The following is a 26,766-nucleotide window of genomic DNA, read 5'->3' as shown; positions in this document are numbered from 1 at the left end:
CATAGGATTTCCTGACATGCCTTTCAGTACTCGCCGATCGACCCGTCGCGCCGGGCCCGGGACATCCCAGCGGCGAAGGTGGCCACCCCGACGGGCAGCATGACGCCTGCCCAGAGGGCCATGCGTGCCAGCGACGGCGCCACCTGCGCCAGGTCGGCGTCGACCAGGAGCGACTTGCGTATCCCGTCCAGCGCCTGGGTGGTCGGCAACGCGCGCGCTACGGTTTGCAGCCAGCCGGGCAGGAACGACACCGGATACATGACGCCGGAGAGCAGCGTCGTCAGGGTCGTGATGCCCCAGCGCACCGGATCACCCCGCTTGGTGATGAGCAGCACGCCGCAGCCTGCCAGTCCGAAACTGCCCAGGGTGATCACCAGCAGAGCCAGCACGGCGACCGTCGCTAGCAGGTTGACCGAGACCGGGACGTCGAAGACCGCCCCGAAAACACCGAACATGACCACGGAGCCGAGCGTGGTGCCGATCAGGCCGCCGCAGCCGGAGTACAGCATGACCCGGGTCAGCGGCACCGGCATCACGACCACGGACTCCAGGGTGCCGGTCCGCTGCTCGATCTCCAGATGGTTGCTGAAGGCGCCGAGACTGACGGCGACGAACCCGGTGAACACCGATCCGGACATCAGGAAGCTGATGATGTTGCCGCCGTACCCCTGGATGCCGGTGAATGTGTTCCCCTCCTGGAGGAACTTGCCCATGAGGAGGAACTGGACCAGGGACACCAGAGATGTGACGGTGCCTAGGGCGATGGCGGTCCGGTACGAGCGGCGCTCCCAGTAGATCCGCAACATGTGAACCCCGAACTGTCGTACGACGTTCACTGTGCCTCCTGCAGGGTCACCGGCGTGGGCGGGCGGAGGGCCGGGACATGGGCGACGCATCCTCCGTCGATGCGGAGCGCACGGTCCGTGGCCGTCGCCAGGTCCTCCTCGTTGTGGGTGGAGAACAGAGCGCTGCCTCCCTCCGCGGCATGGCCGGCGAGGATCTCGTGGAACCGTGCCACGTTCGCGCTGTCCAGGTTCGCCGTGGGTTCGTCGAGCAGCAGCAGCGACGGACCGCCCAACAGCGCGCGGGCCAGACCGAGCCGTTTGCGCTGTCCCAGGGACAACCGCATGAATGGGGTGTCGGCCTGCTCCGACAGGCCCACGCGGTGCAGGACATCCGCCACCTCACGTTTGGCGCGGGCGCCGAAGAGATTACGCAAAGAGGCGTAGTAGCGCAGGTTCTGGGCGCAGGTGAGCCGGAAGTAGAAGCTGCGCTCCGGATACAGGGAGACCCCGAGGTGCCCTCGCGCCGTCGTCGGACGGCGCACGATGTCCTGGCCCGCAATGCGCACCGAGCCCGTGGTGGGGACGATCAGGCCGCACAGGATCCTTAGCAGCGTCGTCTTGCCCGCCCCGTTCGCCCCGAGCAGCGGCACGAGGTGGCCCTCGGGAACGGTGAACTCCACGTCGGCGAAGACGGGGCGCTCAGCCTTGCGGTACGACATGGAGACCCTCTGCACGCTCAGCACGTCCTGCCTCCGCACAGCATGGCCTCCGCCGTGGTGATGCGGTCGGCGCCCAGCGAGATGAGGGCGACGGCGGCACCGCCCGAACCGGAGAGGAAACCGGGCGAGTCGGTCTGCGCCCCTGGCACGTTGTCGTTACGCAGGCCGAACACGGCGCTCGGATCGGCCATGTCCAGCAGTCGGTCCAGCGTCTCCTGTGCCGGACCGGTCCACCGACGCCCATACGACGCGGCGACCGCAGCGATGTGACGCTGGACCGTGATCTGACCGGCGATCCCGTGGCACAGGGAGGGGTTGTCGATGTGCCGCAGTTCGACCGGACGCCGCTCGACGGACTCCAGCAGGCCGAGGGCGGTGTCCAGGAACCGCTCGTCCACGCTCGCGCAGTGCGCAAGCGCCACGGCTCCGCCGAGGTTTCCGTAGCACCAGGCGGACCGTGCCAGCCCCTGCTGCCCGCGCTGCCGTTCCGGAGGCAGCTTGAAGTAGGGCAGATCAGGGCCGTAACGCGTGTCCACGACAGAGTCGGTGATCAGCTCTCCCAGTACGGTCACCGCCTGCCTCAGCGTCAGCGAGACCGGGCCGCGGGCCGCCGCCGTGCCCAAAAGGGAGGCCACACCGCAGATCCCGTGGGCGAAACCGAGGTTGAGATAGCCGCCGTGCAGATGGGGCGAGTTCCTCCGCTCCACTTCGGTGATCTTGCCCGAGGGTGTCCACAGCCCCAGCGGCGGCGGCACCAGGGCCAGCCGGCACAGGTGGTCCACGATGCGATCGGCGACCTCACGTCGGCGCTCGTCGGCGTCGCCGGCGGCGAGAAGGTACATTCCGGTCCCGGCGAGTCCCGAGATCACGTCGTAGTCCTCGCTGGCCAGTCCACCGGAGGGCGGGAGTGCGGCGAGCCTGTCCTCGGTCCGTGCGAGCAGGGTGGCCTCCACGTCGTGGAGGGCCTGGCGGTAGCGCGTACCGCCCCGCGATAGGGCGCGCAGCGCGTAGGCGACGGCCGCCGACCCACTGAACAGGCCGACCCCCAGGTCCGCGGTGTGGGTGTAGTGCTCCACCAGGCGCCTGGCGTGGTCGAAAGCCGGCCGGTCCCAGCCGTCGTCGGGGCACAGCTCGTCCGCGGCCGCATAGGCCAGGGCCATGCCGAGGTCGCCCGGATCGGTGCTGAGCGGGTGCCATGCCGCGATCGGTTCGCCCGTGAACGGATCCGGGACCTTCAGATCGGTCAGGTCACCGCGGTAGTCCCGCATCCGGTCCAGGATCTCCCAGCCGCTGTCCGCCGCCTTCTTCCGCGCCCGCTCGTCGAGCGGTGCCGCCGCCAGCTGTGTCTTGTCATGCACGGTCACGGCCGAACTGTCCTTCCCTGTGAGCCTGGGCGCGCCTGATGACGCTGAGGAGAAAGAGCGCTTGGTACTCGCGGTGCCGGGGCAGGCCCATCCGGTTGGCGAACATATGCAGAAGGCTCTGCAGGGTCATCACCCGGGTTCGCCAGGGTTTGTCGTCCTTGGCGAGCGCGCCGTTCAGGGCCCGCGTGCCGGGCAGTAGGGCGTCGCGAAGCAGCGACCCCATCGCGAGGGCGGCCTCCGAGGGCTGCAGACGCACCAATGGGCGTACGACACGCCGCAGTTCGGGGCTCGTCGAGGAGAACTCGGTCCGGTAGCCGTCGTTGATGATCGTAAGAAGGCCACCGATTTCTTCGTCAGTGAGCTCCAGGGCCGAGACGTACTGGTCCATCAGATGGGCGGCGTCCCTGAGGAGCGAGCCCAGGGGCCCGTCCAAGGTCTCCCTGTCCTCAAGGGTGTGTACCGCCCGCATCAGATCCGGGGCCACACACAGATGGGTGTTGCCGGACAGGATCCGGGACTCGGTGCAGAAGATCCGTTCCGCGGCTCCCATCGCATGGGCTCCGCCGTAGCGTTCGAGTTCGCGTACGTAGGTGTCGACCGAGAAGCGGTGGGCGAGCCCGTCCTTCACGCATCCGCCGATCACCTCCCGTACCCGATCGAAGGGCACTTTGTCCGAGCGGACCCTGACGCGCAGGTGATCGGCGGGGTCGGCATAGCGGATGTAGAACCAGGAGTCCGCGAATCCGGCACCGGTGGCCGCCAGTCGGGACAGAATCTCGTTCTGGCGCTCTCGGTCGCCGTAGACGCGCAGGTACCACCACTCCTGCCCCGGCGGCAGGGTGCGCACCCAATCGGCCGTCAGGTCGAAGTGGGGCACGCGTACGGGTGGCGCGGCGAGGGCCGGGCGGCGGGCGACCGCCGAGAACACGCCTTCGCTCGCGTACCTGCGGCCGTCGTGGTCCCGCACGATGCCCATCCGGCTCGGCTTGGGAGCCGCCACAACAAACTCCGCGCCGTCCGCTGCCTCCCGGCGCAGCAGATCACGGTGTATCCGGTCGGCCAGATGCAGCAGGAGCCGGTTGTCGAACGTCCCGACGTAGACGTGGTCCGGCAGCCCCACGTCGGCTGCCCAGCGCAGCAACTGCTCGTCCTGTTCGCCGGGAGTGCCGGTTAGCGCCGGCAGGCGCCACCTGGGCGAGGAGAGTGTCACCCCACCGAACTCCACACCGGGCAGGAAAGCCGCCAGCGGCTCCAGTTCACCCCAGGTCCAGGCCGGTCTGATGGTGCCGTCCAAAGCGACCTCCTGCAGGAACCGCACGACACCGGTGGCGGTCTCAGGGTTGACCAGGTTCGCCGTACGGATCTCCACCGGCCTGCCCGTAGGACCGTGCACCAGGTGGAAACGGCCGCCCTCCACGCCGACCAGCAGATCGGCGAACGCGATCTGCCGCGGTCCCGTCGCTCCGTCGGCGTCGCCGAAGGGGCCTGTCGTCACCTTCAGTTGGACGTCGTACATGCTGGGCGCGACCGCCACGTTGTTGACCCGCGACCGGTTGCTGATGTAGTCCAGCTCGCACAGCAGCGTCTCGCGGTGCAGGGCCTTGTCAGCGCCGATCACCTCGCGGACGTGCGCCTCGACGGCCGCGTCGTCGTAGGCGAACCTGCCGCCCGCCTTGCCCGCGGGCACCGCCACGCCGACGGGGGACAGGGTGATCCGGATGTCCGCATCCTCTGCCTCGTCGAGCTGGAAGAACACCTCATAGCTGGTCGGCGGCGTCCCGGCCGGGGGCGGAAACGCGGCGAGGTCGTCCGGTGTGATCGTCACGGTCGTGCGGCCGGTGCGTCGGGCGCGATCGACCAGCTCGGCCCGCAGCCGGCGGCCCGCAAGGAAGGACTCGTCGGCGTTCTGTGGTTGCGCACCGGGCCGGTGCGGCGAGGACGGGTACCCGGCCGGGGCGCCGATGCCGCGCACGGGGTCGAACAGGCGGTGCAACGGTACGAGGGTCTGACCGAAGGTATCCGTGAACCGTTCGGTGTGGCTCCGGAGTTCAGGGAACGCGGGGGACAGCAGCTGCATGCGCATCAGTGCGCCCACCGCGGCCTCGACCCTGGACGCGACCTGGTGGGGCACTTGTCCCACCAGAGCCAGGGAGAGGTCGACCTGAAGCTGCTCCTGCGCCGCGTTGTCGTCGGTCCGCAAAGTGGCGTAGACGGAACGGAGTTCACGGGTGCCCTCGCCGACGGCGGTGGCGCGGTAGGCGGCGAGGGCATCCTGTGCCGCGCGGAGGCGCCGGGCCAGCGGACTCTCGCCGTGTCCCGTGGCGTGGATCCAGCGGGCCAGGGGATCGGTGTCGAACGCCGACGGCGTCAACTCGTGGATCAGGATGCCGTGACGGAGCAGCTGTTCGACAAAACCTGCCAGCACCTCGCCGTCGGCGTCCGGGAACGCCTCGGCCAGGCTCTCGCGGACGGCCAGCAGCGTGACGGGTCGCTGGGCCATGCCGAGGACATGCCGTACCGGCGCGGTGCAGCGGACGCTGGAGGTCTCGTCGACCTTCCCCTCGCCCGCCTGAGGGTTCACCATCACCGCGATGCGGTCACCGGCGAGGTACACGGTCGGGTTGGACACCACACGCAGCCGGGTGCCGAGATCGGCGACGGCCTGCGCAGTGAGTTCCTTGAGGTACCTGAAGCCGACCCGGGCGTGCTTGCGGTGCTCTTCGCCTCGGCCCAGCACCAGTGGGTCGGCACCGAGACCGACGACCGCCGTTCCTCCGAAGACACCGAAGGGTGTGGTGCGGGTGGAGATGCGAATCGCGTATTTCAGTAGGGCCCGATAGATTGAATGTGCCTTCTTACCGCCTTCTATCTTTTCGATTTCTTCGGACAGCAAGGCGTCGACCTGGTCCGCGAGAACGGAACTTGCCACGCAAACGGCCTCGCGGAAGACAGGGTCAGCCCACAGTCGCTGAATTCCGTCGAGCGGTTCGTGATCGGCCGGCCGGTCAGGATAGAAGTCCGTGGCACGGACGGGGGACCGGACCAGGACGTGATCCGATATTCGATATTCAGAATGTGTCATGAGAAGTATGCGTCACCAATGCAGTGAGGCCGTTGCGGCCAGAATCTCGTTGAGGTCCAGAAGCGTTTCGTCCGTGCCGTACCAGGACTGCACACCGGTCAGGTTGAGGATCACCTCGTCCGCGCCGGCCGCGGCGTATGCGGCCAGGTCCGCGGCGATGTCGGAGGCGGAGCCGTAGAGGAATCCCCCGCCGGCCACCAGGGCTCGAGCGGCGGCGGAGGGATCGGTCGTCGACACGTCGACGCCTGCGCGGGCCAGCATGTCCGCGTAGTGCGGCAGGATGAGGTGTCCGCCGGCGGCCAGGTGGGCCAGTCCCTCCGGCTGGCGCCCGCGCCGGGCGACCGCCACGGGGACCGCCGCGATGACATGGGGGCGGGGCCTGCGCGCGCCGTCCGCACCCTCGGCCACCGCCGGCGCCACAACCCGGCGGACGTAGTCGGCGGGTGCCAGCCAGGTGATTGCCGCGTCGGCGACCTCTCCCGCGGCCAGGGCCATGCGGCGCCGCAGGACGCCCAGGCCGAGTTGGACGCGGGGGTGCGCCACCGGGGTCAGGGCCTCTCCCACACGGTGGTACCGGTGTTCCGAGATGTTCCCCGGGGGTGGGTCCCACGGCTGGGCCAGGCAGTGCCGGGTGGCGCGCAGGAACTCCGTGCAGGCCGTGACGGGATCGTCGTAGGCCGCGCCGAGCCGGGCCTGTTGCACCGCCCGGCTGCCCGGCCCGTATCCGGCGACGACCGGATGGCCGGTGACCGCAGCCAGGGTCCGTGCCTCCAGCGCCGCTTGTGCGGCATGGCGCAACGGTGTGACCAGGACCGATGTTCCCACCGGGACCCTGTATCCAGCTCCAGCCAAGTAGGCGAAGGTCGCGGCGGGCTCCAGCCCATAACTCTGCCCCTGCCAGAGGCGGGTGAGCTGGGAGTCGTGGGCCACGTGGCGGGCGAACGGCACCGCCTGCTCGACCGTCGCGGGGACCATCGGCATGAGCAGTGAAAGCTTCATCACTGACCCACCGGGGACAATCCCATGCTTCGCAGATAGGAGTCCGACAGGACCGCCGAGAACGGATCGTCCCCGGTGGCAGCCGGTTCCGCCAGTTCCCAGTGATCGATTAGCCGGCTGGTCGCCCTGACCAATTCCTGATCGCCCGAGTCCAGTACGGCCTTCACCAGTCGGTCCTCGACGGTCTGGCGCAGCGACACGGCGAACGGGCTGTCGCAGTCCGGCAGGCAGGGGCCCTGGTAGAGCAGCAGGGCGTCGGCCGGTCTGCGCGCTTTGACCAGGGACAGGACGGTCAATGCGTCGACCGTGACCGGCTGGTCCAGTACGTAGCGGCGGCCCAGCGCCTCGTAGCGTACGGCCACACCCAGCTTGCGGGCCCGGTACGCCAGGGTGGGCAGCGTCGACGTTGACACGTCCCGTTCGTAGATGCGGTGGTGCAGACCGTCGCGGGTCATGGCCCCGCCAGCCGCCGCCAGCGCGGTGATGAATTCCATCGTCTTGCTGCTGGTGACCGGCCGACCGCCGACTTCGAAGCGTCCTAAGACGCTGATTTGCGACCTGACGGGCAGGGCCACCCTCAGTTGTGCGTCGAAATCGAAATGCGGCAGCGCTTGGTCAGGCAATGCCGTATCGCGCATTTCTCACTCCCCCGTATGCAGTCACGACAAGCGCCCGGAGGAAAGGCTGTGTGTAGGCGTCAGCTACGTCCCCCGACGGGCGCCCTATGTGCCTGCTACACGCTATCGCACATAGCTCCGTAGTCAACCGGTATAGCGCACCTCACATTCCGGAGTGGGCCGCCGGGAGTGTCGAACGCGAGCATCGTCACCTTCGTCCTATATCGGACATAATTCTCTTTTCTCGTGTGACATCTGTGTGATCGGCGTGTGAACGGAGCTTGGCAGGCTTGTTCTCGGCGAACGGGCCGACCGCTCGCCGCCGACCCGGCATGGGTACCTGTCGAAAGGAAAAGAGATGTCTGACTTCGACCTCGACGCCAAGGTTGTGAACACCGAGGCCGGCGAGATGCAGCCGCACATCACCAGCTGGTCGCTGTGCACCCCGGGCTGCGTCTCCGCCGCGGGCTGCACCACGAGCGTGTGCACCCAGGGCTGCCACATCTCCAAGTAAGCAAGTCCGCTTCCAGCGAGACGCTTCGGGCGCTCCTGTGCATACAGGAGCGCCCGGCTCCACACCCGCACCTTCACCCGCCCGGACGGAGTCCTGTGACTGTTCGCCTGTACGACACCAGCGCCCGGCAGATCCGTGACTTCACCCCGCTCAAGCCGGGTTGTGTCTCGATCTACCTGTGTGGCGCCACGGTGCAGGCGGCACCGCACATCGGGCACATCCGCTCGGGTCTCAACTTCGACATCATGCGCCGCTGGTTCACGTACCGCGGCTATGACGTGACGTTCGTCCGGAACGTCACGGACATCGACGACAAGATCATCGCCAAGGCCCGTGAGCAGGGCCGGCCGTGGTGGTCGATCGGGTACGAGAACGAGCGCGCGTTCAACGAGGGCTACACGGTGCTGGGTTGCCTGCCCCCGACCTACGAGCCGCGTGCCACCGGCCACGTCACCGAGATGGTCGAGATGATGCGGCGCCTGATCGAGCGCGGGCACGCCTACGCGGCCGACGGCAACGTCTACTTCGACGTGCGGTCCTTCCCGCGGTACCTGGAGCTGTCCCGGCAGGAGCTGGACAATCTGCTGCAGCCGTCCGGGGAGGGCGAGACGGGCAAGCGGGATCCGCGGGACTTCGCCATGTGGAAGGCGGCCAAGCCCGGCGAGCCGACGTGGCCGACGCCGTGGGGGGAGGGCCGGCCGGGCTGGCACCTGGAGTGCTCGGCGATGGCGCACAAGTACCTGGGCTCCGCCTTCGACGTGCACGGCGGCGGGCTGGACCTGATCTTCCCGCACCACGAGAACGAGATCGCCCAGGCCAAGGCCTACGGTGACGAGTTCGCCCGGTACTGGGTGCACAACGCCTGGGTGACCATGGCCGGTGACAAGATGTCCAAGTCGCTCGGCAACAGTGTGCTGGTGTCGGAGATGGTCAGGCGCTGGCGGCCGATCGTGCTGCGTTACTACCTCGGTACGCCGCACTACCGGTCGATGATCGAGTACAGCGAGGAGTCGCTGCGCGAGGCCGAGTCGGCGTTCGCCCGGATCGAGGGTTTCGTGCAGCGGGTCACCGAGCTGACCGGCGAGAGCGTCGAGCCGGCCGCCGAGGTCCCGCCCGCCTTCGCCGAGGCGATGGACGACGACCTGGGTGTGCCGCAGGCCCTGGCGGTGGTGCACACCACGGTCCGGCAGGGAAACAGCGCGCTGGCCGCCGACGACAAGGAGGCCGCCGTGGCCCGGCTCGCCGAGGTGCGGGCCATGCTCGGCGTCCTCGGTCTCGACCCGCTGGACGAGTTCTGGGCGGGGGAGTCGGAGCAGAGCGGGGACCTGAACGGCGTGGTCGACAGCCTCGTCCGCCTGGTCCTCGACCAGCGCGAGTCCGCCCGTGCCCGCAAGGACTGGGCGACGGCCGACGCCATCCGCGACCAGCTCAACCAGTCGGGTCTCGTCATCGAGGACAGCCCGCAGGGCCCGCGCTGGACCCTCGGACCTGGTGCTGCCCACGTCGGCCAGGTATGAAGACCGCCTCCGCTTCCGGAGGCCGCGCGCGCCGGGGTCGCAACCCAAATCCCCCGTTCGGTTGCGGCCCCGGCGCACTCACCACAACGGCCGTTGTGTACATCGTGCGTCGTGCGGGCGTTCGTCGCTGTTCAGTTCCGTAGGACCGTGACCGCGCCCGCGCGGCACAGGGTCACGTCAGTGATTCCCGCCGATGTACCGCCGTGCTGGTCGCTGCCCCGCGCGTGAGCGATGCGTGAGCGGATGGTGCGGCACGAGCCGCCACGATCCGCACCGCGTATCACAGCGCACATGCCCTGACCTGGTGGTTCTGGACCCCGGAGCAGCGTCCGGAACCTGCCGTCATGCCTTGGCCAGGACTTTTAATCCATTGGTTGTGGGTTCGAGTCCCACAGGGCCTACGGCTGGTAGGCGGGGGATATGGCCCCTGGCCTGTTACGCGGCGCCCGGGTCGGCTTCGGCCGGCCCGGGCGCCGAGTCGTTTTCGAGCGTGTGCGTGGGCGCGGCCAGTGGCTGACGGGTCGTCGTACCCGCGGGGGCCAGTCGAGGGCGTCGTCCGCGACGGTCTGGTGTCGAATCAACAGGGGCGGCTCGCACCTGGCACGGACCAGCGGGCGCGCTCGGCGGCGGTCTGCTCCTTGGCGCCGGACATCCCTGGCCGGCGCGAGGAGAAAGGCCACACGCCAGACCGGCGCCCTGGGCTGCCGAGGGGGGCCGGGAACGGTGCCGGCTCGTCAGGGCCGTCGGCACGGTGCAGTGGATACATGGATCTCCGGCAGGAGCGGCCCGGCGTGCGGTGGCCGTGGGGGGCGAGGTACGCGCTGCTGACGGTGCCGGTCGCGCTCATCGTGGTGATCACGGTGGTGGACCAACTCGTCCCGCAGGACGTCCACCTCGGCCCGCTGCTGGTCCTCGCCCCCGCCATCACCGCCTATTTCGCCGGTCCCCGGCTGACCGCGCTGGTCGGGCTGCTGGGCCATGGCGGCGCAGGCGTACATCGGCTGGCACTTCGGCGTGCTGCTCTCGCGCAACGTGCTGGTGCAGATCCTCGCCCTGGCGGTGCTGTCGGCCCTGGTCGTGGCCTTCTGCGTGGTGCGTGCGCGGCACCGTCGTCAGCTGGCCCGGGTGCGTACGGTCGCCGAGGCCACCCAGCACGTGCTGCTGTGGCCGCTGCCCGAGCAGCTGGGGTGCGTGCGGGTCGTCGTGCTGTATCTGGCGGCCGAGGACGAGGCGCAGATCGGCGGTGACCTGTACGCGGCCGCCGCCACGGACGGCGGCGCCAGGGTCCTGATCGGGGACGTGCGCGGCAAGGGGCTGCCGGCCATCGGCGAGGCCGCCGTGCTCATCGGGGCCTTCCGGGAGGCCGCCCACCAGCACGCCGGCCTGCCCGGACTGGCCGCAGCACTGGAACAGAGCGTGAGCCGGAACCTGGCCCAGCTGGCCCCCGCCGGCGAGACCGGCGAGCAGTTCGCCACCGCGCTGCTGGTGGAGGTACCCGACGACGACGGCGTCACGCGGCTCATCAGCTGCGGCCACCCGCCACCGCTGCTGCTCGGCCCGGACAGCGCGGTCACCGTCCCCCTGCACCCGGCGCCCCTGCTGGGGCTCGGCGGCCTGGGGCCGACCACGTACACCGTCGACGTGTTCTCCTTCGAACCCGGCGACACACTCCTGCTCCACACCGACGGCGTCATCGAGGCCCGGGACGCCTCCGGAACCTTCTATCCGCTCGCCGAGCGGGCCGCCCACTGGGTCGGCAGGACTCCCGAGACGCTGGTGCACGCGCTGCGCCGCGACCTCCTCGCGCACGCCGGCGGCCGCCTCGACGACGACGCGGCGGTCATCGCGCTGTGCCGCGCGCCCGGCGCCGGGGACGGCCACCCCCACCGGCACCGTCACCGTTAGACCGGCACGGGGCCGGCCCCGGCAGGGGACGGCTGCTCACAGGCTGCTCACAGGACGTCGTACGGTCCCTGCGGTTTGACGTTGCGCCGGTCGTGGGCGGCGTGCCGGGGTCTGGTCACCTTGGACGAGACCTGGCCGACGATCTCCCAGAAACACACCAGTGCGGTGATCGGCGGAATCCCGAAGATGACCAGTGAGAGCAGTGAATGGGACGAATGGCTGACGCACAGGGCGACCGCCATGGCGGAGGCGCCGAGCAGAACGCACCAGGATCGCCGCGCGCTCCGGTTCTGCACGGTGGCTCGCAGAATGGAAAGTGCCGCGACCAGCCACGGTCCGTACACTGTCAACGGCCACCACTGTGCCAGACGCATCGGCAATACCGAGGACGCCGTGGCGCGGAGCTGAGCATAGGAATAGGAAAAAGACCAGCCCAACATGCACACCGCGCACACCGAAATCGTCGCGATCAGGATCGTGACGGGGACGCCCCGCTGGTTCTCCCGCATCCAGCGGGCTTCCGCATGGACCCGCCGCCGGTTCTTGCGATGGCTGGACCGGCCGGACGGCGGCGCCGGGTCGGCCGTCGCGGCGGCCGCGCCGGACAGTATCTGAGCCAGCTCTTCGACCGGGTCCCACTGCATCTCGATCGTGCTGAACTCGGTGTCGGTGAAGATGTCTTCATTGTGAATACTGTCCATCGGATAAGTCCTACAGCCCCACCATCGCCCGCAGGTACTCGTTCTCCAGCTGGCTGATTCTTCTCAGAAAATCATCAAGAAGATCTGAACAGCTGTGGATGAACCCCTCGCCTTCGCCGGCGTCCAGCTGGAATGTGATGATCCCGTGAAGGTTTCCGGCTGCGTGCCTTTCGATGCGTGTCACGACCGCCTAACGAGCCCCTTGCGCTGCGCGGGTGTCGGGCATTCGGGTATTTCTGTAGCTCGAAAGTGTGCCCGGCGGGTCGTATCAAGCAATGAAGCAATGAACCGGCCGGGGAAAATGTGGGTGAGCAGGAAATTGCATTCCGTGAATATAGCGGGAGTGGACTATTCCGTGGGGGTGGGCCGTCCGTAGGACCGTAGGAACGCCGCGACCCCGCCCCTGATCAGGCGGTCCGTGTCGGCCGGCGGCAGGGGCAGGACGCCGTAGTGGCTGAACTGGGTGATCGTGTGCGTGGTCAGGGCCAGGAAGTGGGCGGCGGCCATGTCCGGGTCGCCGTGCACGTCGAGCAGGCCGGCGCGGTCGAGGTGGGTCATCGACTCGGCGACGGCCCGGCCGACCGGTGCCGGGCCCTCCTCGTGCCAGGCGGTGAGCACCTCCGGGGGTACGTGGTCGGCCTCGGCGTGGATGTGCCGGACGAGGGCGAAGTGGTCCGGGTGCTCGGTCATGAGGCCGACGAACGCGCGGGCCAGGCCGACCAGGTCGCGCTCCAGCTCCTCGGGACGCGGGGGGCGCCGCGGGTCCAGAGCCTCGCGGAGCTTCGTCAGCTGGGCGTCGCGGACCTCGCCGGACGTCCAGGTCACCACGGTCTGGAAGAGCTGTGCCTTGCCGCCGGGGAAGTGGTTGTAGAGCGTCCGGGTGGAGACGCCGGCCTCGGCGGCGAGCGCGTCCACCGAGGCGCGCGCGTAGCCCTCGCGGCCGAAGACGGTGCAGGACGCGCTCGCGATGGCGATCTGCTTCTCCAGCTTGCGCGGTGAGACCTCGCGCCGTGCCCGTTCCAGTCGGGACCTGTTCGTTTCGCTCACACCCGCCTCCTTTTGTGACCAGTCACTCTAGCGGACTTACAACGGGCGTTGTAATTTCTACAACGGGCGTTGTAATTTGCTCTGCGGGGGATCCCCGCGACCGGCGGCCGGCCCCCGCGAGTACGCGAGAACGCGAGAAGGGGGACACCTGTGTCCGTCACCAGCAAGGAATCCACCGGCGAGGCACCGCTGCGGGTCGCCGTCGTCGTCGGAAGCGTCCGGGAGGGGCGGCAGGGCCGGGCCGTGGCCGACTGGTTCCTCGGCACCGCCGCCACCGACCCCGGCCTGGACCTGGACGTCATCGACCTGGCCGAGGTGGACCTGCCGCTCGTCCTGCCCGGCTGGGGCGGCAAGGCCGACCCCGGGGCGGCCGCCGTGCTGCGCGAGGTCTCCCCGCGCCTCGCGGCCGCCGACGCGTTCGTCGTCGTCACGCCCGAGTACAACCACAGCTTCCCGGCGTCCCTGAAGAACTTCATCGACTGGCACTACACCCAGTGGCAGGCCAAGCCGGTCGGCTTCGTGTCGTACGGCGGTCTCGGCGGCGGTCTGCGCGCGGTGGAGCAACTCCGGCTGGTCTTCGCCGAGCTGCACGCCATGACCGTGCGCGACTCGGTCAGCCTGCACGGGCCCTGGTCCGGCCTCGCCGAGGGCGGCATCCCTCGGGACGCCGACGTCTGCGCGGGCGCCGCCAAGGGCATGCTCGGCCAACTCGACTGGTGGGGACGGGCGTTGCGGGCAGCGCGTGCCGAGCGCCCCTACGCGGGCTGAGGGAGGGGACGGACGTGAGCAGCGGTACCCAGTCCGTCGCGGCGCCGGTGCGCCGCCGTCCGATGCCGGAGCCGGCCGCCGTCCTGCGGCGCACGCTCGCCGTCACCGTCACCGGCTCGGTGATGGCCGTGCTCGACATGACGATCGTGAACGTCGCGATGCGTTCCCTCGCGGAGTCCTTCGGCGCCCCGCTGCAGACCATCCAGTGGACGGCTACGGCGTACACGCTCGCGCTCGCCGCGGTCATCCCGGTCGCCGCCTGGGCGATGGCCCGGATCGGCGCCCGGCGTACGTACGCCACCGCACTCGTCCTGTTCACGCTCGGCTCCCTGCTCGCCGCCTGCGCCTGGGACGCGGGCAGCCTCATCGCCTTCCGCGTGGTGCAGGGCCTGGGCGGCGGGCTGCTCCAGCCGGTCGGGATGACGATGGTGATGCGGGTCGCGGACCGGCGCCGGCTCGGCCGTGCGATGGCCGTGGGCGGGCTGCCCATCCTGGTGGGCCCGGTCGTCGGCCCGGTGCTCGGCGGCTGGCTGGTCGACGCCGCGTCCTGGCACTGGATCTTCCTGGTGAACCTGCCGGTGGGCCTGCTCGCCCTGGCGCTGGCGCTACGGCTGCTGCCCCACGACGGGCCGACCACACCGGTCACGCTCGCCGGTGCGGCCGATGGCGGCCGCGGCGGCCGCGCCCGCCTGGACGTCCCCGGTCTGCTGATGCTCTCGCCCGGGCTCGCCCTGCTGCTCTACGGCCTGGCCCGGGGCGGCGAGCGCGGCGACTTCGCGGCTCCCGGCGCCCTCGTGCCGACGCTCGCGGGCGTCGCACTGGTGGTCGCCTTCGTCCGCCGGGCGCTGACCGTGCCCGAGCCACTTCTGGATCTACGGCTCCTGCGGGACCGTACGTTCGCCGCCGGCGTCGCCACCCTCGCCCTGTTCACCTGCGGCTACTTCGGCGCGATGCTGCTCGGCCCGCTGTACTGGCAGCAGCAGCGGGGCCTGAGCGCGACGGCGGCCGGCCTGCTGGGCGCTCCGACCGGGCTCGTCGTCGGTACGGCGATGCAGGTCGCGGCGCGGTGGGTCGACAGGGTGCCGCCGCGCCGGCTGGTCACGGCCGGCATCGCGCTGGCCGCCCTCGGAATGGCGCTGCTCGCCTGGCAGACGGGCGCGCCCGGGGTCGCAGCCTGGCGGTTCGTCGTCTCGGCCATGGTGCTGGGCGCCGGTGTCGGCATGGTCCTGATGCCGGCGATGACGACCGCGAGCCGGGACCTGCCCGTGGACCGGATGCCCGCGGCGAGCACCGCGCTCAGCATCAACTCCCAGCTCGGGGCGTCGGTGGGTACGGCGGTGCTCTCGGTGGTCCTGGGCGCTGCGGGCCAGCACCCGGCCGGCTTCCGCATCGCCTACGCGGTGGCGGCGACCCTGCTGGCCCTCTCCGCCCTCCCCGCCCTACGCCTCCCCGGGCGCCACCGCTCCACGTGACCCCTGCCCCGCCGCCGTCGGCTCCGCCGGGGCCCGTTCAGCCTGCCGTGGGCCCGACTGCGGCAGGCTCACCTCCTGGGGCGGGCCGGCTGCGGCGGCCCAGCTCGTGCGATCGGACGACCGAGGCCTGCTTGACGCGGTCACCCGGCCTGCGCCCCGCACCGCCCCCGCGCGGGGCTCGGGCCACGTCATCTCACCCCGCCGCCTCCTCCGGATCCCGCGCCCCCGCTCACCGCCGCCTCCTCCGGCCCCACCCAGCCCAGGGTCGGCTCAGCGGGGAGTCCGCCTTGGGCGAGGGGGGTTCAGCGCGGAGTCTGCCTCGGGGCAGGGGGGTTCAGCGCGGAGTCTGCCTCGGGGCAGGGGTGGCTCCGTGGGGAGCCTGCCTCGGGGCAGGAGTGGCTCGGCGGAGATCCCGCTTCAGCCCAGGTCGGTTCAGCGGGGAGCCCGCCTGGGGGCGGGGTGGCTCCGTGGGGAGCCTGCCTCGGGGCAGGAGTGGCTCGGCGGAGATCCCGCTTCAGCCCAGGGTCGGTTCAGCGGGGAGCCCGCCTGGGGCGGGGTGGCTCCGTGGGAAGTCCGCCTCGGCCCAGGGCGGCTCCGCCGAGGCCCGCCCTGCCTGCCGTCGGTCGGGACAAGGCCGTCTCGCCCCACCCTCGACCCTGCAACAGGCGCTCGCGCCCGGCCTCTCGGCGCGGGCAAGGGGCGCTCCCCGCTTGTACATCGATCCGGGTACCAGGTGCTCGTTCCCTGCCCTCGGCCTGTAACCCGCGCTCCCGGTCCCTTGGCGCGGACAAGGGGCTCTCCCCGCCCGTACATCGGCCCGGCAACGCGCTCGTCCCTCGCGCTCGGTCCGGCGACACGCGCTCGCTCCTCGCCCTCGGTCCGGCTCCGCGCTCACTCGCCGCCTCCGGTCCGGCAACACCCGCTCGATCCCCGCCCCCGCCGGGTAACGGGCTCGCTCCCCGCCCCCGGACCGGCAACACGCTCAACCTCCGCCCCCGGCCCGGACACTCGCGCTCACCCGCCACGTCGATCCGGGAGACGCCCTCCCACCCCCCACCCCCCACTCCCCACCGCCCATCCACCCAACGCCGCCTCAGCCCGCTGTGCGCTCGCGGAGGTCCGTGAGGCCGGCGAGTTCCGGTTGGTCCGTCAGTTCGGCCAGGGGCAGCGTGTGCTGGGTCTGGAGGACCTTGGCGCGCAGGTAGCGGACGTTGTGGGCGGTGGTGAAGACGCCGGTCGGGACCCGGTCCCGTACGACGGCTCCGAGCGCCCGCAACTGCTCGGCCTTGTCGGGGTTGTTGGACAGCAGGTCCAGCTTGCCGATGCCGAGGGCGGCGAGCATCTGCGCGGCGGCGGTGTAGTCGCGGGCGTCCTCCGGCAGGCCGAGCGCGGCGTTCGCCTCGTACGTGTCGAGGCCCTGGTCCTGGAGGGCGTAGGCGTCGAGCTTGTTGTAGAGGCCGATGCCGCGGCCCTCCTGGCGCAGGTAGAGCAGGACACCGCCGCGCACGGCGATGCGCTCCACGGCCTCGCGCAGCTGGGGACCGCAGTCGCAGCGGGCCGAGCCGAAGACGTCGCCGGTGAGGCACTCGGAGTGCAGCCGCACCAGCGGGACCGAGCCCGGGGCGGGGTCGCCGAGGACGACGGCGACATGCTCCTGGCCGTCGGCGAGGCCGTGGAAGGTGACGAGTTCGGCGTCCACGCCGTAGCCGTCGTGGAAGCGCAGCGGTACCCGGACGCGGGCGCGCGGCGTGGCGGCGGGGGTGTCGGGCATGCGGGTCCCTCCGGAGACAGTTGCTTCAGATTTGAAGCAGCGGTACGTGAGGGACCCTACCCCATGCTTAAAAGTTAAAGCAATTGGTTTCCGGTCCGACTCGTGAGGGCATGGGCGGCGGGGGGCGACCACAGCGACGACGGGGAGGGGGCGAGGGTGGCCGCGGTCACGAGGGCGGTGCCGAGGACGGGCAGGACGAACGCCGGCGCCACGGCACGTCCCCCGCCCCCGCCCCGGCCTCGGCGTCCTCCCCCTGAAGTCCCCGTACGACCCCCGTGAAGATCTCCTCCAGCTGTCCCACCTGCTCGGGCGTCAGCCGGTCGAAGAGGGTGGCGCGCACGGTCTCGACATGACCCGGCGCCGTCCGCTCCAGCACGGCCATGCCCTCGTCCGTCAGTACGGCGAGACTGCTGCGCTTGTCCCACCGGCAGTTCTCCCGGCGCACCAGACCGTCCCGTTCCAGCCGGGTCACGGCGTACGTCAGCCTGCTGCGCGTGATCTTCAGCGACTCGGCGAGATCGGTCATGCGCAGGCGCCGGTCCGGGGCGTCGGAGAGGTTCGCCAGGACCGAGTAGAACAGGTGGGGCATACCGGCGTCCTGCTGGAGCTGCCGGTCGAGCACGTCCTCCAGGAGGTGGGTCGCGGCCATGTACGCGCGCCAGGCGCGCTGCTCCTCGGGGCTGAGCCAGCGGGTCGTCATACAGTCAGTGTAAGTTTGTTTCAAACTTGAACCAACAATGCAGCTCACCGTCTCAGGGAGAACACGCCGATGTCGTACCCGTACGTGCTGCTGTCCGCCGCCGTCTCCCTCGACGGCTACCTGGACGACACCGGCCCCGAGCGCCTGCTGCTGTCCAGCCCGGCCGACTTCGACCGGGTCGACGCGGTACGGGCCGCGTCCGACGCCATCCTCGTCGGCGCCGGCACGATCCGCGCGGACAACCCGCGCCTGCTGGTCAACTCCGCCGAGCGCCGTGCCGCCCGGGTGAGCGAGGGCAAGCCCGCCTACCCCCTGAAGGTGACCGTCACCGCCTCCGGCGACCTCGATCCGGCCGCCCACTTCTGGCACACCGGCGGCGAGAAGGTCGTCTACACCACCGACGCAGGCGCCGAGCGCGCCGGCCGCCTCCTCGGCGGCACCGCCGACGTCGTACCGCTCGGCCCCGGCCTCGACTGGCGGGCCCTGCTGGAGCACCTGCACGCCGTGCGCGGTGTGCGGCGCCTGATGGTGGAGGGCGGCGGCACGGTCCACACCCAGCTGCTCCAGCAGGGCCTCGCCGACGAGCTCCAGCTGGTCCTCGCCCCGCTCCTCGTCGGCGACCCGGCGGCCCCGCGCCTGTTCGGCCCCGGTGCGTACCAGGCGGGCCGGCTGCGCCTGACCGAGACCCGCCGGATCGAGGACGTGGTCCTCATGCGCTACGAGCCCACCGCCCCCGGCACCGGACCCGCGCCCACCGCCGCCGACCGCCACTGGCTGCGCACCGCCTGCGACCTCGCCGCGCTGTGCCCGCCCTCCGAGACGGCGTTCAGCGTCGGCGCGGTGGTGGTCGCGGCCGACGGCACGGAGCTGGCCCGCGGCCACTCCCGCGAGGGCGACGACCCGGTGGTCCACGCGGAGGAGGCCGCGCTGGCGAAGATCGACCCGGCCGAGCCGCGGCTGCCCGGGGCCACGGTCTACAGCAGCCTGGAGCCGTGCGCCCGGCGCGCGTCGCGGCCGGCGCCGTGCTCCGAGCTGATCCTTCGGGCGGGGGTGCGGCGGGTGGTCACCGCGTGGCGCGAACCGGACACGTTCGTGGCGGCGGCCGACGGGACCGGCGTGCTGGCCAAGGGGGGAGCCGAGGTCGTCGTACTGGGGGAGTACGAGGAGCGGGCCAAGGCGCCGAACAGGCATCTGGTGGCGTAAGTCACCCCACGGGCGCCCCCGCCGCTGCCCGGGGCGCCCCCGCCGCACCCGAAAGAGCCCCGACAGCACTCAGGGCCCGGAATCCGATGGATTCCGGGCCCTGAGTCTTCAGTAGCGGGGACAGGATTTGAACCTGCGACCTCTGGGTTATGAGCCCAGCGAGCTACCGAGCTGCTCCACCCCGCGTCGTTGTGTTCACTACTGTACGCCATCCGCGCGGCACTTTGCACATCGGCTGATCAAGACGCCCCCGGAGCCCGTCATCCGCTCGGCCCACCGAGGTCGCCCGGCGGGCCGCGGGCCGTCAGGCTGGTCGTACGTCGGACACGTGGGAGACGCGCGGTGGGCCCTGGAGAGGTGGAGGAGAGCCCGTATGCCAGGGCGGGGGGCAGGCTTCCCGGCGACCCCGTGCCCGACCCGGGGCTCGGCGACGAGCCGGCGCCCCCGCGCCCGCACCGCTTCCCCCTCCGCCGGCCGGCCCGCGCCCTGCCCGCGCTGCTGATCGCCGGCGGGGTGCTGTACGGCCTGCTCACGCCGAGGGAGTTCACCGCCGTTCCGTTCTTCACCGCCGCCCCGCTGATCGCCGCGCCCCTGTCCGCGCTGCGCACCACCGTGCTGACCGGCGTCGCGGCCGTCGCCGCGATGTTCGCGGTGCGGGCCCAGGGCGGCGAGCACCCGGCCGTCGGCGTCGTCACGGACGTCGTCACCGTGACCAGCGTCGCCCTGCTGGCGGTGGCGATCAACCGGGTGGTGCGGATCGGCGACCGGCGGCTGGCCTCCGCCCGGGAGATCGCCGAGGCCGCCCAGCGGGCCGTACTGCCGGAGCCCGCCGCGCGGATCGGCGGCTTCGAGATCGCCGCCCGTTACGAGGCGGCCCGGCAGGACGCGTTCATCGGCGGCGACCTGTACGCGGTGCAGGACAGCCCGCACGGCGTCCGGCTGATCGTCGGGGACGTGCGCGGCAAGGGCATGGGCGCGGTGGCCGCCGTCGCCGTGGTGATCGGCGCGTTCCGGGAGGCCGCCGAGCAGGAGGACACGCTGGAGGCGGTGGCCCAGCGGCTGGAGCGCGCACTGGCCCGCGAGGGCACCCGGCGCGACGGCATCGACGCCTTCGAGGGCTTCACCACCGCCGTCCTCGCCGAACTCCCGCACGGCGACGGGCTCGTACGCATCGTCAACCGGGGTCATCCGCCCCCGCTGCTGCTGTCCGCCGACGGCGCGCCGCACACCCTGGCGGCCGCCGAGGCCGCGCTGCCGCTCGGCATGAGCGACCTGGGGATGTGGCCGGACCGGGCCATCGAGGCACCCTTCCCGGACGGCTCCACCCTGCTGCTGTACACCGACGGGCTGTCCGAGGCCCGCAACCGCCACGGCCGGTTCTTCGACCCCGAACGGCGGCTCGCGGGGCGCCTCTTCCGCGACCCGGCGGACCTGGTCGACGCGCTCGCCGAGGAGGTGCGGCGGCACTCCGGCGGCGGGATGGCCGACGACATGGCGCTGCTCGCCGTACGGCACCCGCAGGGGTTCCCGGGGTTCACGGATGGTGACCGGGTGACCGCCGTCCGCATGACACCTGAGACACCATCAAAACTGCCGTGACTCCTGAACCCTCGCCAACCCATCCGTTTTGCAGGGTTCGTGGATGATAAGTCCCGGCCGGGAACGTTAACGATCAAGCCCAACGGCTTGGAAAGTGACTCGCAAGTCTATTAACGTTCGATAACGCAGCGCGGTCGTCCCAGCCGCCACAAGAGGCGGCTCCGTGCGCACGCGCCGAATCCCGCAAGGGAACCGGGGAACCACCACCTTGGGGTGAATCACGCGGATACCGCCCGGTATACGCGCGTAGGAGACCTTCCTGCTCCGAACCCGTCAGCTAACCCGGTAGGCGACGGAAGGAAAGGAGTACGCCCGCGTGGCGTCCAACCGGCCTGCCCCAGAAGCCCCGTACATACCGGCGTCCGCCGAGCCCGAGGCCTTCGCCTACGGCTCCTACCGCGCCGAAGAGGGCCCCTGGGAGGAGTGGAACCCCACCGAGGACTCCGTCGACCGGGTCCGTGGCCGGCACCGTGTCGCCAAGCAGCGCGGCGGCTTCGCCCGCAGCTCCACCGTCCTCGGCGTCGGCGTCATGGCCGCCGTCGGCGCGGGCGGCATGGCCAGTGCCCACACCGGCAAGCCCCCGGTCTCCATCTCCCTGCCAGACTCCGTGAGCCACCTCTTCGACGGCGGCGGCTCCTCGGAGGCGTCGAAGACCACCGCCACCGGGCTCTCCGACGTCGGCGCGACCACCGACAGCGGCAAGGCCGGCGACGCGGGGGAGGCCCTGCGCAACCGGATCATGGCCCAGGCCGAGCACCAGCAGAGCAGGGCCGACAGCAAGGCCACCGCCGCCGCGCTCGCCGCCGCCGAGAAGCAGACCGCCGACGCCGCCGCCAAGGCCGAGAAGGACGCCGCCGCCAAGGCGGCGGCCGCCAAGGACAAGGCGCAGGCCGACGCCGAGAAGGCCGCCGAGACCGCGCGGCTGGCCGAGCTGGCCAAGCAGTACCAGTTGCCCGTCGTGTCGTACACGATCACCGGCACCTTCGGTCAGCCCGGCGCGATGTGGTCCTCCGGCTACCACACCGGCCTCGACTTCGCCGCCCCCACCGGCACCCTGATCAAGGCCGTCCACGGTGGCACGATCACCGAGGCGGGCTGGGCCGGCGCCTACGGCTACCGCACCGTCCTGACGCTGGACGACGGCACCGAGCTGTGGTTCTGCCACCAGTCCTCGATCAACGTCTCGGTCGGCCAGAAGGTCTCCACCGGCGACGTCATCGGCCGCATCGGCGCCACCGGCAACGTCACCGGCCCGCACCTGCACCTGGAGGTCCACCCGGGCGGCCAGCCCACCGGCATCGACCCGGCGGCGTGGCTGCGGGACAAGGGCCTCAACCCCTGACCGGTCCGGCGCGGAAATTCACACCGGCGGCGGAATGCGATCATCTGCCGCCGGTGTTGACGTAGAGCATGACTTCCTTGCGCACACTCGGTTCCTCGGACCTCCAGGTCTTCCCCCTCTCCCTCGGCGGCAACGTCTTCGGCTGGACCGCCGACGAGGAGACCTCCTTCGCCGTGCTCGACGCCTACACGGCCGCGGGCGGCAACTTCATCGACACCGCCGACGCCTACTCCGCCTGGGTCGAGGGCAACGAGGGCGGCGAGTCCGAGACGGTCATCGGCAAGTGGCTCAAGGCCCGCGGCAACCGCGACGACGTCGTCATCGCCACCAAGGTCAGCCAGCACCCGAAGTTCCAGGGCCTGTCCGCCGCCAACATCAAGGCGGCCGCCGACGCGTCCCTGAGCCGCCTGGGCACCGACCACATCGACCTCTACTACACGCACTTCGACAAGCCCGAGATCCCGGTCGAGGAGATCATCGGCGCCCTCGACGAGCTGGTGCGGGCGGGCAAGGTCCGGCACATCGCCGCCTCCAACATCAGCCCCGAGCGCCTTCAGGCCTCCCTCGACTTCTCCGAGCGCGAGGGCCTGGCCCGCTACGTCGCCCTCCAACCGCACTACAACCTGGTCTCCCGCGACACCTACGAGGGCGAGCTGCAGGACCTGGCCGCCAAGGAGAACCTGTCCGCGGTGCCGTACTTCTCCCTCGCCGCGGGCTTCCTGACCGGCAAGTACCGCCCGGGCACCAAGGTCGACAGCGCCCGCGCCGACCGGGCCCAGGGGTACGCCGAGTCCGAGCGCGGCCAGAAGGTCCTCGCCGCCCTGGACGAGATCGCCGCCGCCCACGAGGCCCCGCACGCCACGGTCGCCCTGGCCTGGCTCGCGGCCCAGCCCACGGTCACCGCCCCGATCGCCTCGGCCCGCACGGTGGAACAGCTGCCCGCGCTGCTGGGGGTGGCGGACCTGAAGCTGACGCAGGACGAACTGGCGAAGCTGACGGCGGCGTCGGCGTAACGCGCTACGACCGGTACGGGTAGTACGGGTTGTACGCGGGGGACGTGGGGGACGCGGGGTTCGGCACCGCCGGATACCCGTACCCCGGCCCCTGGCCGTACCCGTACGGGGGAGGAGCCCAGCGCACCGGGGCCGGGGCGGCCGCCCTCGCGCCGTACTCCAGAGCCGGCCGCGCCGCGTCCTTGCGCCTCCACAGCTCGTCCAGCAGCTCCCGCTCCCGTACGACGAAGTCGGCCCCGGCCTTCCCCGCGCGCCCCCGGTGCCGCAGCAGCGCGAGATCCGTGGCGTACGCCTCGTAGCGCGCCACCTCCCGCGCCACCGGTTTGCCGCCGTGGTGCCGGGCGTAGTCCCGGGCCGCCCGGCGCGCCCGCATCGAGCCCAGCGCGAACGGCTCGGCCGGCCCGAGCCACCCGGCCAGTACGTAGGCGGGCAGCTCCGCGCGCACGGTCCTCAGCTCCCGCTGCCGCGTCCAGATCGCCAGCCAGGTCAGCAGCCCGAACACCGGCACCATGAAGCAGCCGTAGACGGCGAAGAAGCCGAGCCGGCCGAAGGTCGAGGAGCCGTTCCAGAAAGCGTGCATGCCCATCGCGAGCAGCAGACCGGCGAGCGGCAGCAGCACCCGGCGTGCGCGCTGGCGGTCGGCGCAGAGCGCGGCGATGCCGAAGCCGATGCCGGTCATGGTGGTGAAGAGGGGGTGCGCGAACGGCGACATCACGATGCGCACGAAGAAGGTGGCGGCGGTGACGGAGGCGATGCCGCTGTCGCCGGTGAGCTGATCGGTCCCGAAGGCCGTACCGAGGTAGAGGATGTTCTCGGTGAACGCGAACCCGGTGGCGGTGATGCCCGCTATCACCACCCCGTCGACGATCCCGGTGAAGTCGCGTCTGCGGAAGAGGAAGACGAGCAGTACGGCGGCGGCCTTGGCGGATTCCTCCACGATGGGCGCTATCACCGTGGCGCCCAGGGTGTCCGCACTGGCCGGGTCGGCGGTGGCTATCCACCTGGTGGCGAAGCTGTTGGCGACGATGGCTATGAGGGCCGCCGCGCAGGCTCCCCAGGCGAACGCGAAGACCAGGTTCCGCCAGGGGCCGGGTGCCACCCGGTCCAGCCACCGGAAGGCCGCTATGAGCCACGGCACGGGCAGCATGGCCAGCCCGATCCCGACGAGGAACCCCTCGGTGCCGGTCTGCCGGCGCACCAGCGCCAGGATCACCAGCCCGGACAGGGCGAGCAGTGTGATCAGCGCCCCGTAGCGCACCCATCCGCGCTGCCACCAGTGCGGATGGCGGAGCCCAGGGCCCCCGGGGTGGGGCGGATACGCCGGATACGGAGGACTGGTCGGACTGGTGGCCACGGCATCGACCCTAACGGTGACGGGACGAGGGGCTGGAGCGGATTACCGGCCCCGGCGCCCTGGCGGACCCGGCGGTGCGGGAAGGGGCCGGGCCGGGTGCCCGGAGGTCCCGGTGCCCGGCCCGGTTCCGGTCAACGGCGCCGGAAGAGCAGATCGTTCACGACATGACCCTTGTCCAGCCCCTGCCCCTCGAAACGGGTCAGCGGCCGGAACGCCGGGCGCGGGGCGAAACCGCCGTCGGCCTGCGTGTTCTCGAAGTCGGGGTGCGCGGTGAGCACCTCCAGCATCTGCTCGGCGTACGGCTCCCAGTCCGTCGCGCAGTGCACCAGCGCGCCGGGGCGCAGCCGGGTGGCGGCGAGCGTGAGGAACTCGGGCTGGATCAGCCGCCGCTTGTGGTGCCGCTTCTTGGGCCAGGGGTCCGGGAAGTACACGCGCAGCCCGTCGAGCGAGTCGGGTGTGAGCATCTCCCTGAGCAGGATGATCGCGTCCCCGTTGGCCACCCGGACGTTGTCCAGTCCGTCGCGGTCGGCGAGGTTCAGCAGATTTCCCTGGCCGGGGGTGTGGACGTCCACGGCGAGGATGTTGGTGTCCGGGTCCCCGGCGGCCATCTGCGCGGTGGCCTCGCCCATGCCGAACCCGATCTCCAGCACCACGGGCCTGTCGTTCCCGAACAGCTCGCCGAGGTCGATGACCCGCTGTCCGTCGATGTCGAGCCCCCACGCGGGCCACAGCCGCTGGAGCGCGTCGGCCTGCCCGGCCGTCACCCGGCTGCGCCGCGGCTGAAAGCTCCTGATCCGCCGCTCGAAGTGCGACCCGGCGGGATCCGCCTTGGGCCCGTCGGGAAACCGCGGCTCGCCCTTGGCCCGGGTGTGCCGAACGGACACACCGGGGACGTGCGGAACCGGGGCGGGGGCGTCGGGGGTGTTGAGGGAGTCAGACACAGTGCCACCAATTTTACGGCGCCCGAGAACCACTCCCCGAGACCTGCCTCCGGGCGGCGGGCTCCGGGGGGCGGAGGATCGGCGGGCGAACGCGGCTTCCGGCTGGCGCTGCCCCTGCAACGGCTGCTACGGCGCTACAGCGGGCCGAGCATCGCCAGTACCCGGCGCCCCACCTCCCGGCCGATCGGCAGCGAAGCGGTCGCCGCGGGCGAGGGCGCGTTCAGCACATGCACGGCCCGCTCCCCCTCACGGATGAGGAAGTCGTCCACCAGCGTCCCGTCGCGCAGCACCGCCTGCGCCCGCACCCCGGCGGGGGCCCGCACCAGGTCGTCCGGCTCCACCCCCGGCAACAGCCGGCGCACCGCCTCCAGGAACGCCCCCTTGGACACCGAGCGCCGCAACTCCCCGGCGCCGTATCTCCAGTGCCGCCGGGCGATCGCCCAGGACCCCGGCCACGCCACGGTCCCGGCCAGCTCCCGGGGCCGTACGACCCACCAGCCGTACCCCTCCCGGGCCAGCGCCGGCACCGCGTTCGGCCCGATGTGCACGCCGCCGTCGATGCCGCGGGTGAGATGCACACCGAGGAACGGGAAGGCGGGATCCGGCACCGGATACACCAGCCCGCGCACCAGCTCCGGCCGCGCCAGCTCGTAGTACTCCCCGCGGAACGGCACGATCCGCATCCCGGGCTCGTCCCCGGTCAGCCGGGCCAGCTCGTCGCAGTGCAGTCCGGCGCAGTTCACCAGCACCCGCGCCCGTACGACGTCACCGGCCGCGGTGAGCACGGCCACGCCCCGCTCCGGCCGCCGGTCCACCCGGACGACCCGCGCCCCGTACCGGATCTCCGCCCCCGAGGCCCGCGCCAGCTGCCGGGCGACGTCCACGAAGTCGCAGACACCGGTCGTCCCGACGTGTATGGCGGCGAGCCCCCGCACCTCCGGCTCGTACGCGCTGATCTGCGCGGGCCCCAGCTCCCGGACCGGGATCCCGTTCTCCCGGCCGCGCTGCACCAGCGCGTGCAGCCGCGGCAGCTCCTCGCGCTCGGTGGCGACGATCAGCTTTCCGGTGACGGCGTGGGCGATGCCGTACTCGGCGCAGAACTTCACCATCTCGGCCGCGCCCCGCACCGCGTACCGGGCCTTGAGCGAGCCGGGGCGGTAGTAGATCCCGCTGTGGATCACGCCGCTGTTGCGCCCCGTCTGGTGCCGGGCCGGCCCCGGCTCCTTCTCCAGCACGGTGACGCGCGTCCCCGGCGCGGCCCGCGTGATCGCGTACGCCGTCGACAGCCCGACGATCCCCCCGCCGACCACGAGCACATCACAGTCGAACGCACCGACCGGCACCTGCACCACC

General features: G+C 71.3%; 22 protein-coding genes, 1 tRNA gene, 1 pseudogene and 1 riboswitch. Of the genes and pseudogenes, 9 read left to right on the top strand and 15 right to left on the bottom strand.

Annotated features, from left to right (window positions below; translation table 11 throughout):
- Positions 1-23: 23 nt before the first annotated feature.
- From ACZ60X_RS18040 to ACZ60X_RS18015, 6 genes are read right to left on the bottom strand one after another with little or no spacing between them, the layout of a single operon-like run.
- Positions 24-836: an ABC transporter permease gene (locus ACZ60X_RS18040; protein ID WP_469599330.1), complete on the bottom strand. Its 813-nt coding sequence runs from the start codon at positions 834-836 to the stop codon at positions 24-26.
- Positions 833-1,528, bottom strand: a complete 696-nt coding sequence (ccmA, locus tag ACZ60X_RS18035) for a heme ABC exporter ATP-binding protein CcmA (RefSeq protein WP_469599327.1) — start codon at positions 1,526-1,528, stop codon at positions 833-835. The genes ACZ60X_RS18040 and ccmA overlap by 4 nt, the downstream gene beginning before the upstream one ends.
- Positions 1,522-2,868 (bottom strand): lanthionine synthetase C family protein, encoded by a 1,347-nt coding sequence (locus tag ACZ60X_RS18030; protein ID WP_469599325.1) that lies wholly within the window; start codon positions 2,866-2,868, stop codon positions 1,522-1,524. Before ACZ60X_RS18030 ends, ccmA begins: the two co-directional genes overlap by 7 nt.
- A complete protein-coding gene (locus ACZ60X_RS18025) occupies positions 2,855-5,950 on the bottom strand; it encodes a lantibiotic dehydratase (RefSeq protein ID WP_469599323.1) in 3,096 nt (1,031 codons plus the stop codon). Before ACZ60X_RS18025 ends, ACZ60X_RS18030 begins: the two co-directional genes overlap by 14 nt.
- Positions 5,951-5,962: 12 nt before the next feature.
- Positions 5,963-6,949, bottom strand: coding sequence for an LLM class flavin-dependent oxidoreductase (locus ACZ60X_RS18020; protein ID WP_469599320.1), 987 nt, complete (start codon positions 6,947-6,949; stop codon positions 5,963-5,965).
- A complete protein-coding gene (locus ACZ60X_RS18015) occupies positions 6,949-7,587 on the bottom strand; it encodes a hypothetical protein (protein ID WP_469599318.1) in 639 nt (212 codons plus the stop codon). The genes ACZ60X_RS18020 and ACZ60X_RS18015 overlap by 1 nt, the downstream gene beginning before the upstream one ends.
- 337 nt (positions 7,588-7,924) lie before the next feature.
- On the opposite strand from ACZ60X_RS18015, the gene ACZ60X_RS18010 reads away from it, so the two are divergent.
- From ACZ60X_RS18010 to ACZ60X_RS18000, 3 genes and pseudogenes are all read left to right on the top strand, one after another.
- Positions 7,925-8,080, top strand: coding sequence for a gallidermin/nisin family lantibiotic (locus ACZ60X_RS18010; protein ID WP_469599316.1), 156 nt, complete (start codon positions 7,925-7,927; stop codon positions 8,078-8,080).
- 95 nt (positions 8,081-8,175) lie between these two features.
- On the top strand, positions 8,176-9,597 hold the full coding sequence (cysS, locus tag ACZ60X_RS18005; protein ID WP_469599314.1) for a cysteine--tRNA ligase: 1,422 nt from the start codon (positions 8,176-8,178) through the stop codon (positions 9,595-9,597).
- 764 nt (positions 9,598-10,361) lie between these two features.
- Positions 10,362-11,502 (top strand): annotated as a pseudogene (locus ACZ60X_RS18000) (PP2C family protein-serine/threonine phosphatase).
- 47 nt (positions 11,503-11,549) lie between these two features.
- On the opposite strand, the gene ACZ60X_RS17995 reads toward ACZ60X_RS18000, so the two are convergent.
- The 3 genes from ACZ60X_RS17995 to ACZ60X_RS17985 form a co-directional block, all read right to left on the bottom strand.
- Positions 11,550-12,203: a DUF2637 domain-containing protein gene (locus tag ACZ60X_RS17995; RefSeq protein ID WP_469599312.1), complete on the bottom strand. Its 654-nt coding sequence runs from the start codon at positions 12,201-12,203 to the stop codon at positions 11,550-11,552.
- A gap of 10 nt (positions 12,204-12,213) precedes the next feature.
- Positions 12,214-12,387, bottom strand: coding sequence for a hypothetical protein (locus ACZ60X_RS17990; protein ID WP_469599310.1), 174 nt, complete (start codon positions 12,385-12,387; stop codon positions 12,214-12,216).
- Between the two features lie 164 nt (positions 12,388-12,551).
- The gene (locus tag ACZ60X_RS17985; RefSeq protein WP_469599308.1) at positions 12,552-13,250 is read right to left on the bottom strand and encodes a TetR/AcrR family transcriptional regulator; all 699 of its coding nucleotides are present in this window, start codon (positions 13,248-13,250) and stop codon (positions 12,552-12,554) included.
- Between the two features lie 150 nt (positions 13,251-13,400).
- Between ACZ60X_RS17985 and ACZ60X_RS17980 the strand changes: the two genes are divergently transcribed.
- Entirely contained in the window at positions 13,401-14,018 is a 618-nt protein-coding gene (locus ACZ60X_RS17980) for an NADPH-dependent FMN reductase (RefSeq protein ID WP_469599306.1), read from the top strand.
- A 14-nt stretch (positions 14,019-14,032) separates the two neighbouring features.
- Positions 14,033-15,490, top strand: a complete 1,458-nt coding sequence (locus tag ACZ60X_RS17975; RefSeq protein ID WP_469599304.1) for a DHA2 family efflux MFS transporter permease subunit — start codon at positions 14,033-14,035, stop codon at positions 15,488-15,490.
- Positions 15,491-16,583: 1,093 nt separating this feature from the next.
- Here ACZ60X_RS17975 and ACZ60X_RS17970 read toward each other — a convergent pair.
- Positions 16,584-17,261 (bottom strand): GTP cyclohydrolase II, encoded by a 678-nt coding sequence (locus ACZ60X_RS17970; RefSeq protein ID WP_469599302.1) that lies wholly within the window; start codon positions 17,259-17,261, stop codon positions 16,584-16,586.
- A gap of 166 nt (positions 17,262-17,427) precedes the next feature.
- Positions 17,428-17,961, bottom strand: coding sequence for a MarR family winged helix-turn-helix transcriptional regulator (locus tag ACZ60X_RS17965; RefSeq protein WP_469599300.1), 534 nt, complete (start codon positions 17,959-17,961; stop codon positions 17,428-17,430).
- 69 nt (positions 17,962-18,030) lie between these two features.
- On the opposite strand from ACZ60X_RS17965, the gene ACZ60X_RS17960 reads away from it, so the two are divergent.
- Positions 18,031-19,164, top strand: a complete 1,134-nt coding sequence (locus tag ACZ60X_RS17960; protein ID WP_469599297.1) for a dihydrofolate reductase family protein — start codon at positions 18,031-18,033, stop codon at positions 19,162-19,164.
- Between the two features lie 112 nt (positions 19,165-19,276).
- Here ACZ60X_RS17960 and ACZ60X_RS17955 read toward each other — a convergent pair.
- Positions 19,277-19,350: transfer RNA gene (locus tag ACZ60X_RS17955), tRNA-Met, on the bottom strand.
- Positions 19,351-19,506: 156 nt separating this feature from the next.
- Here ACZ60X_RS17955 and ACZ60X_RS17950 point away from each other — a divergent pair.
- The 3 genes from ACZ60X_RS17950 to ACZ60X_RS17940 all read left to right on the top strand — a co-directional run bounded on the left by ACZ60X_RS17950 (position 19,507) and on the right by ACZ60X_RS17940 (position 23,118).
- A complete protein-coding gene (locus tag ACZ60X_RS17950; protein ID WP_469599295.1) occupies positions 19,507-20,763 on the top strand; it encodes a PP2C family protein-serine/threonine phosphatase in 1,257 nt (418 codons plus the stop codon).
- Between the two features lie 162 nt (positions 20,764-20,925).
- A riboswitch (cyclic di-AMP (ydaO/yuaA leader) is annotated at positions 20,926-21,070 on the top strand.
- A gap of 9 nt (positions 21,071-21,079) precedes the next feature.
- Positions 21,080-22,105 carry a M23 family metallopeptidase gene (locus tag ACZ60X_RS17945; RefSeq protein WP_469599293.1) on the top strand — a complete coding sequence of 342 codons (1,026 nt, stop codon included), beginning with the start codon at positions 21,080-21,082 and terminating at the stop codon, positions 22,103-22,105.
- Between the two features lie 68 nt (positions 22,106-22,173).
- A complete protein-coding gene (locus ACZ60X_RS17940) occupies positions 22,174-23,118 on the top strand; it encodes an aldo/keto reductase (RefSeq protein ID WP_469599291.1) in 945 nt (314 codons plus the stop codon).
- 4 nt (positions 23,119-23,122) lie between these two features.
- On the opposite strand, the gene ACZ60X_RS17935 is transcribed toward ACZ60X_RS17940, so the two are convergent.
- From ACZ60X_RS17935 to lhgO, 3 genes are all read right to left on the bottom strand, one after another.
- Positions 23,123-24,472, bottom strand: a complete 1,350-nt coding sequence (locus ACZ60X_RS17935; RefSeq protein ID WP_469599289.1) for a PrsW family intramembrane metalloprotease — start codon at positions 24,470-24,472, stop codon at positions 23,123-23,125.
- Positions 24,473-24,603: 131 nt separating this feature from the next.
- A complete protein-coding gene (gene trmB, locus ACZ60X_RS17930; protein WP_469599286.1) occupies positions 24,604-25,413 on the bottom strand; it encodes a tRNA (guanosine(46)-N7)-methyltransferase TrmB in 810 nt (269 codons plus the stop codon).
- Between the two features lie 134 nt (positions 25,414-25,547).
- On the bottom strand, positions 25,548-26,765 hold the full coding sequence (gene lhgO / locus ACZ60X_RS17925) for an L-2-hydroxyglutarate oxidase (protein ID WP_469599284.1): 1,218 nt from the start codon (positions 26,763-26,765) through the stop codon (positions 25,548-25,550).
- Between the last annotated feature and the right edge of the window lies 1 nt (position 26,766).

The organism is Streptomyces sp. NPDC104106 (assembly GCF_055584345.1).
This window is presented reverse-complemented; position numbering and strand designations above follow the sequence as displayed.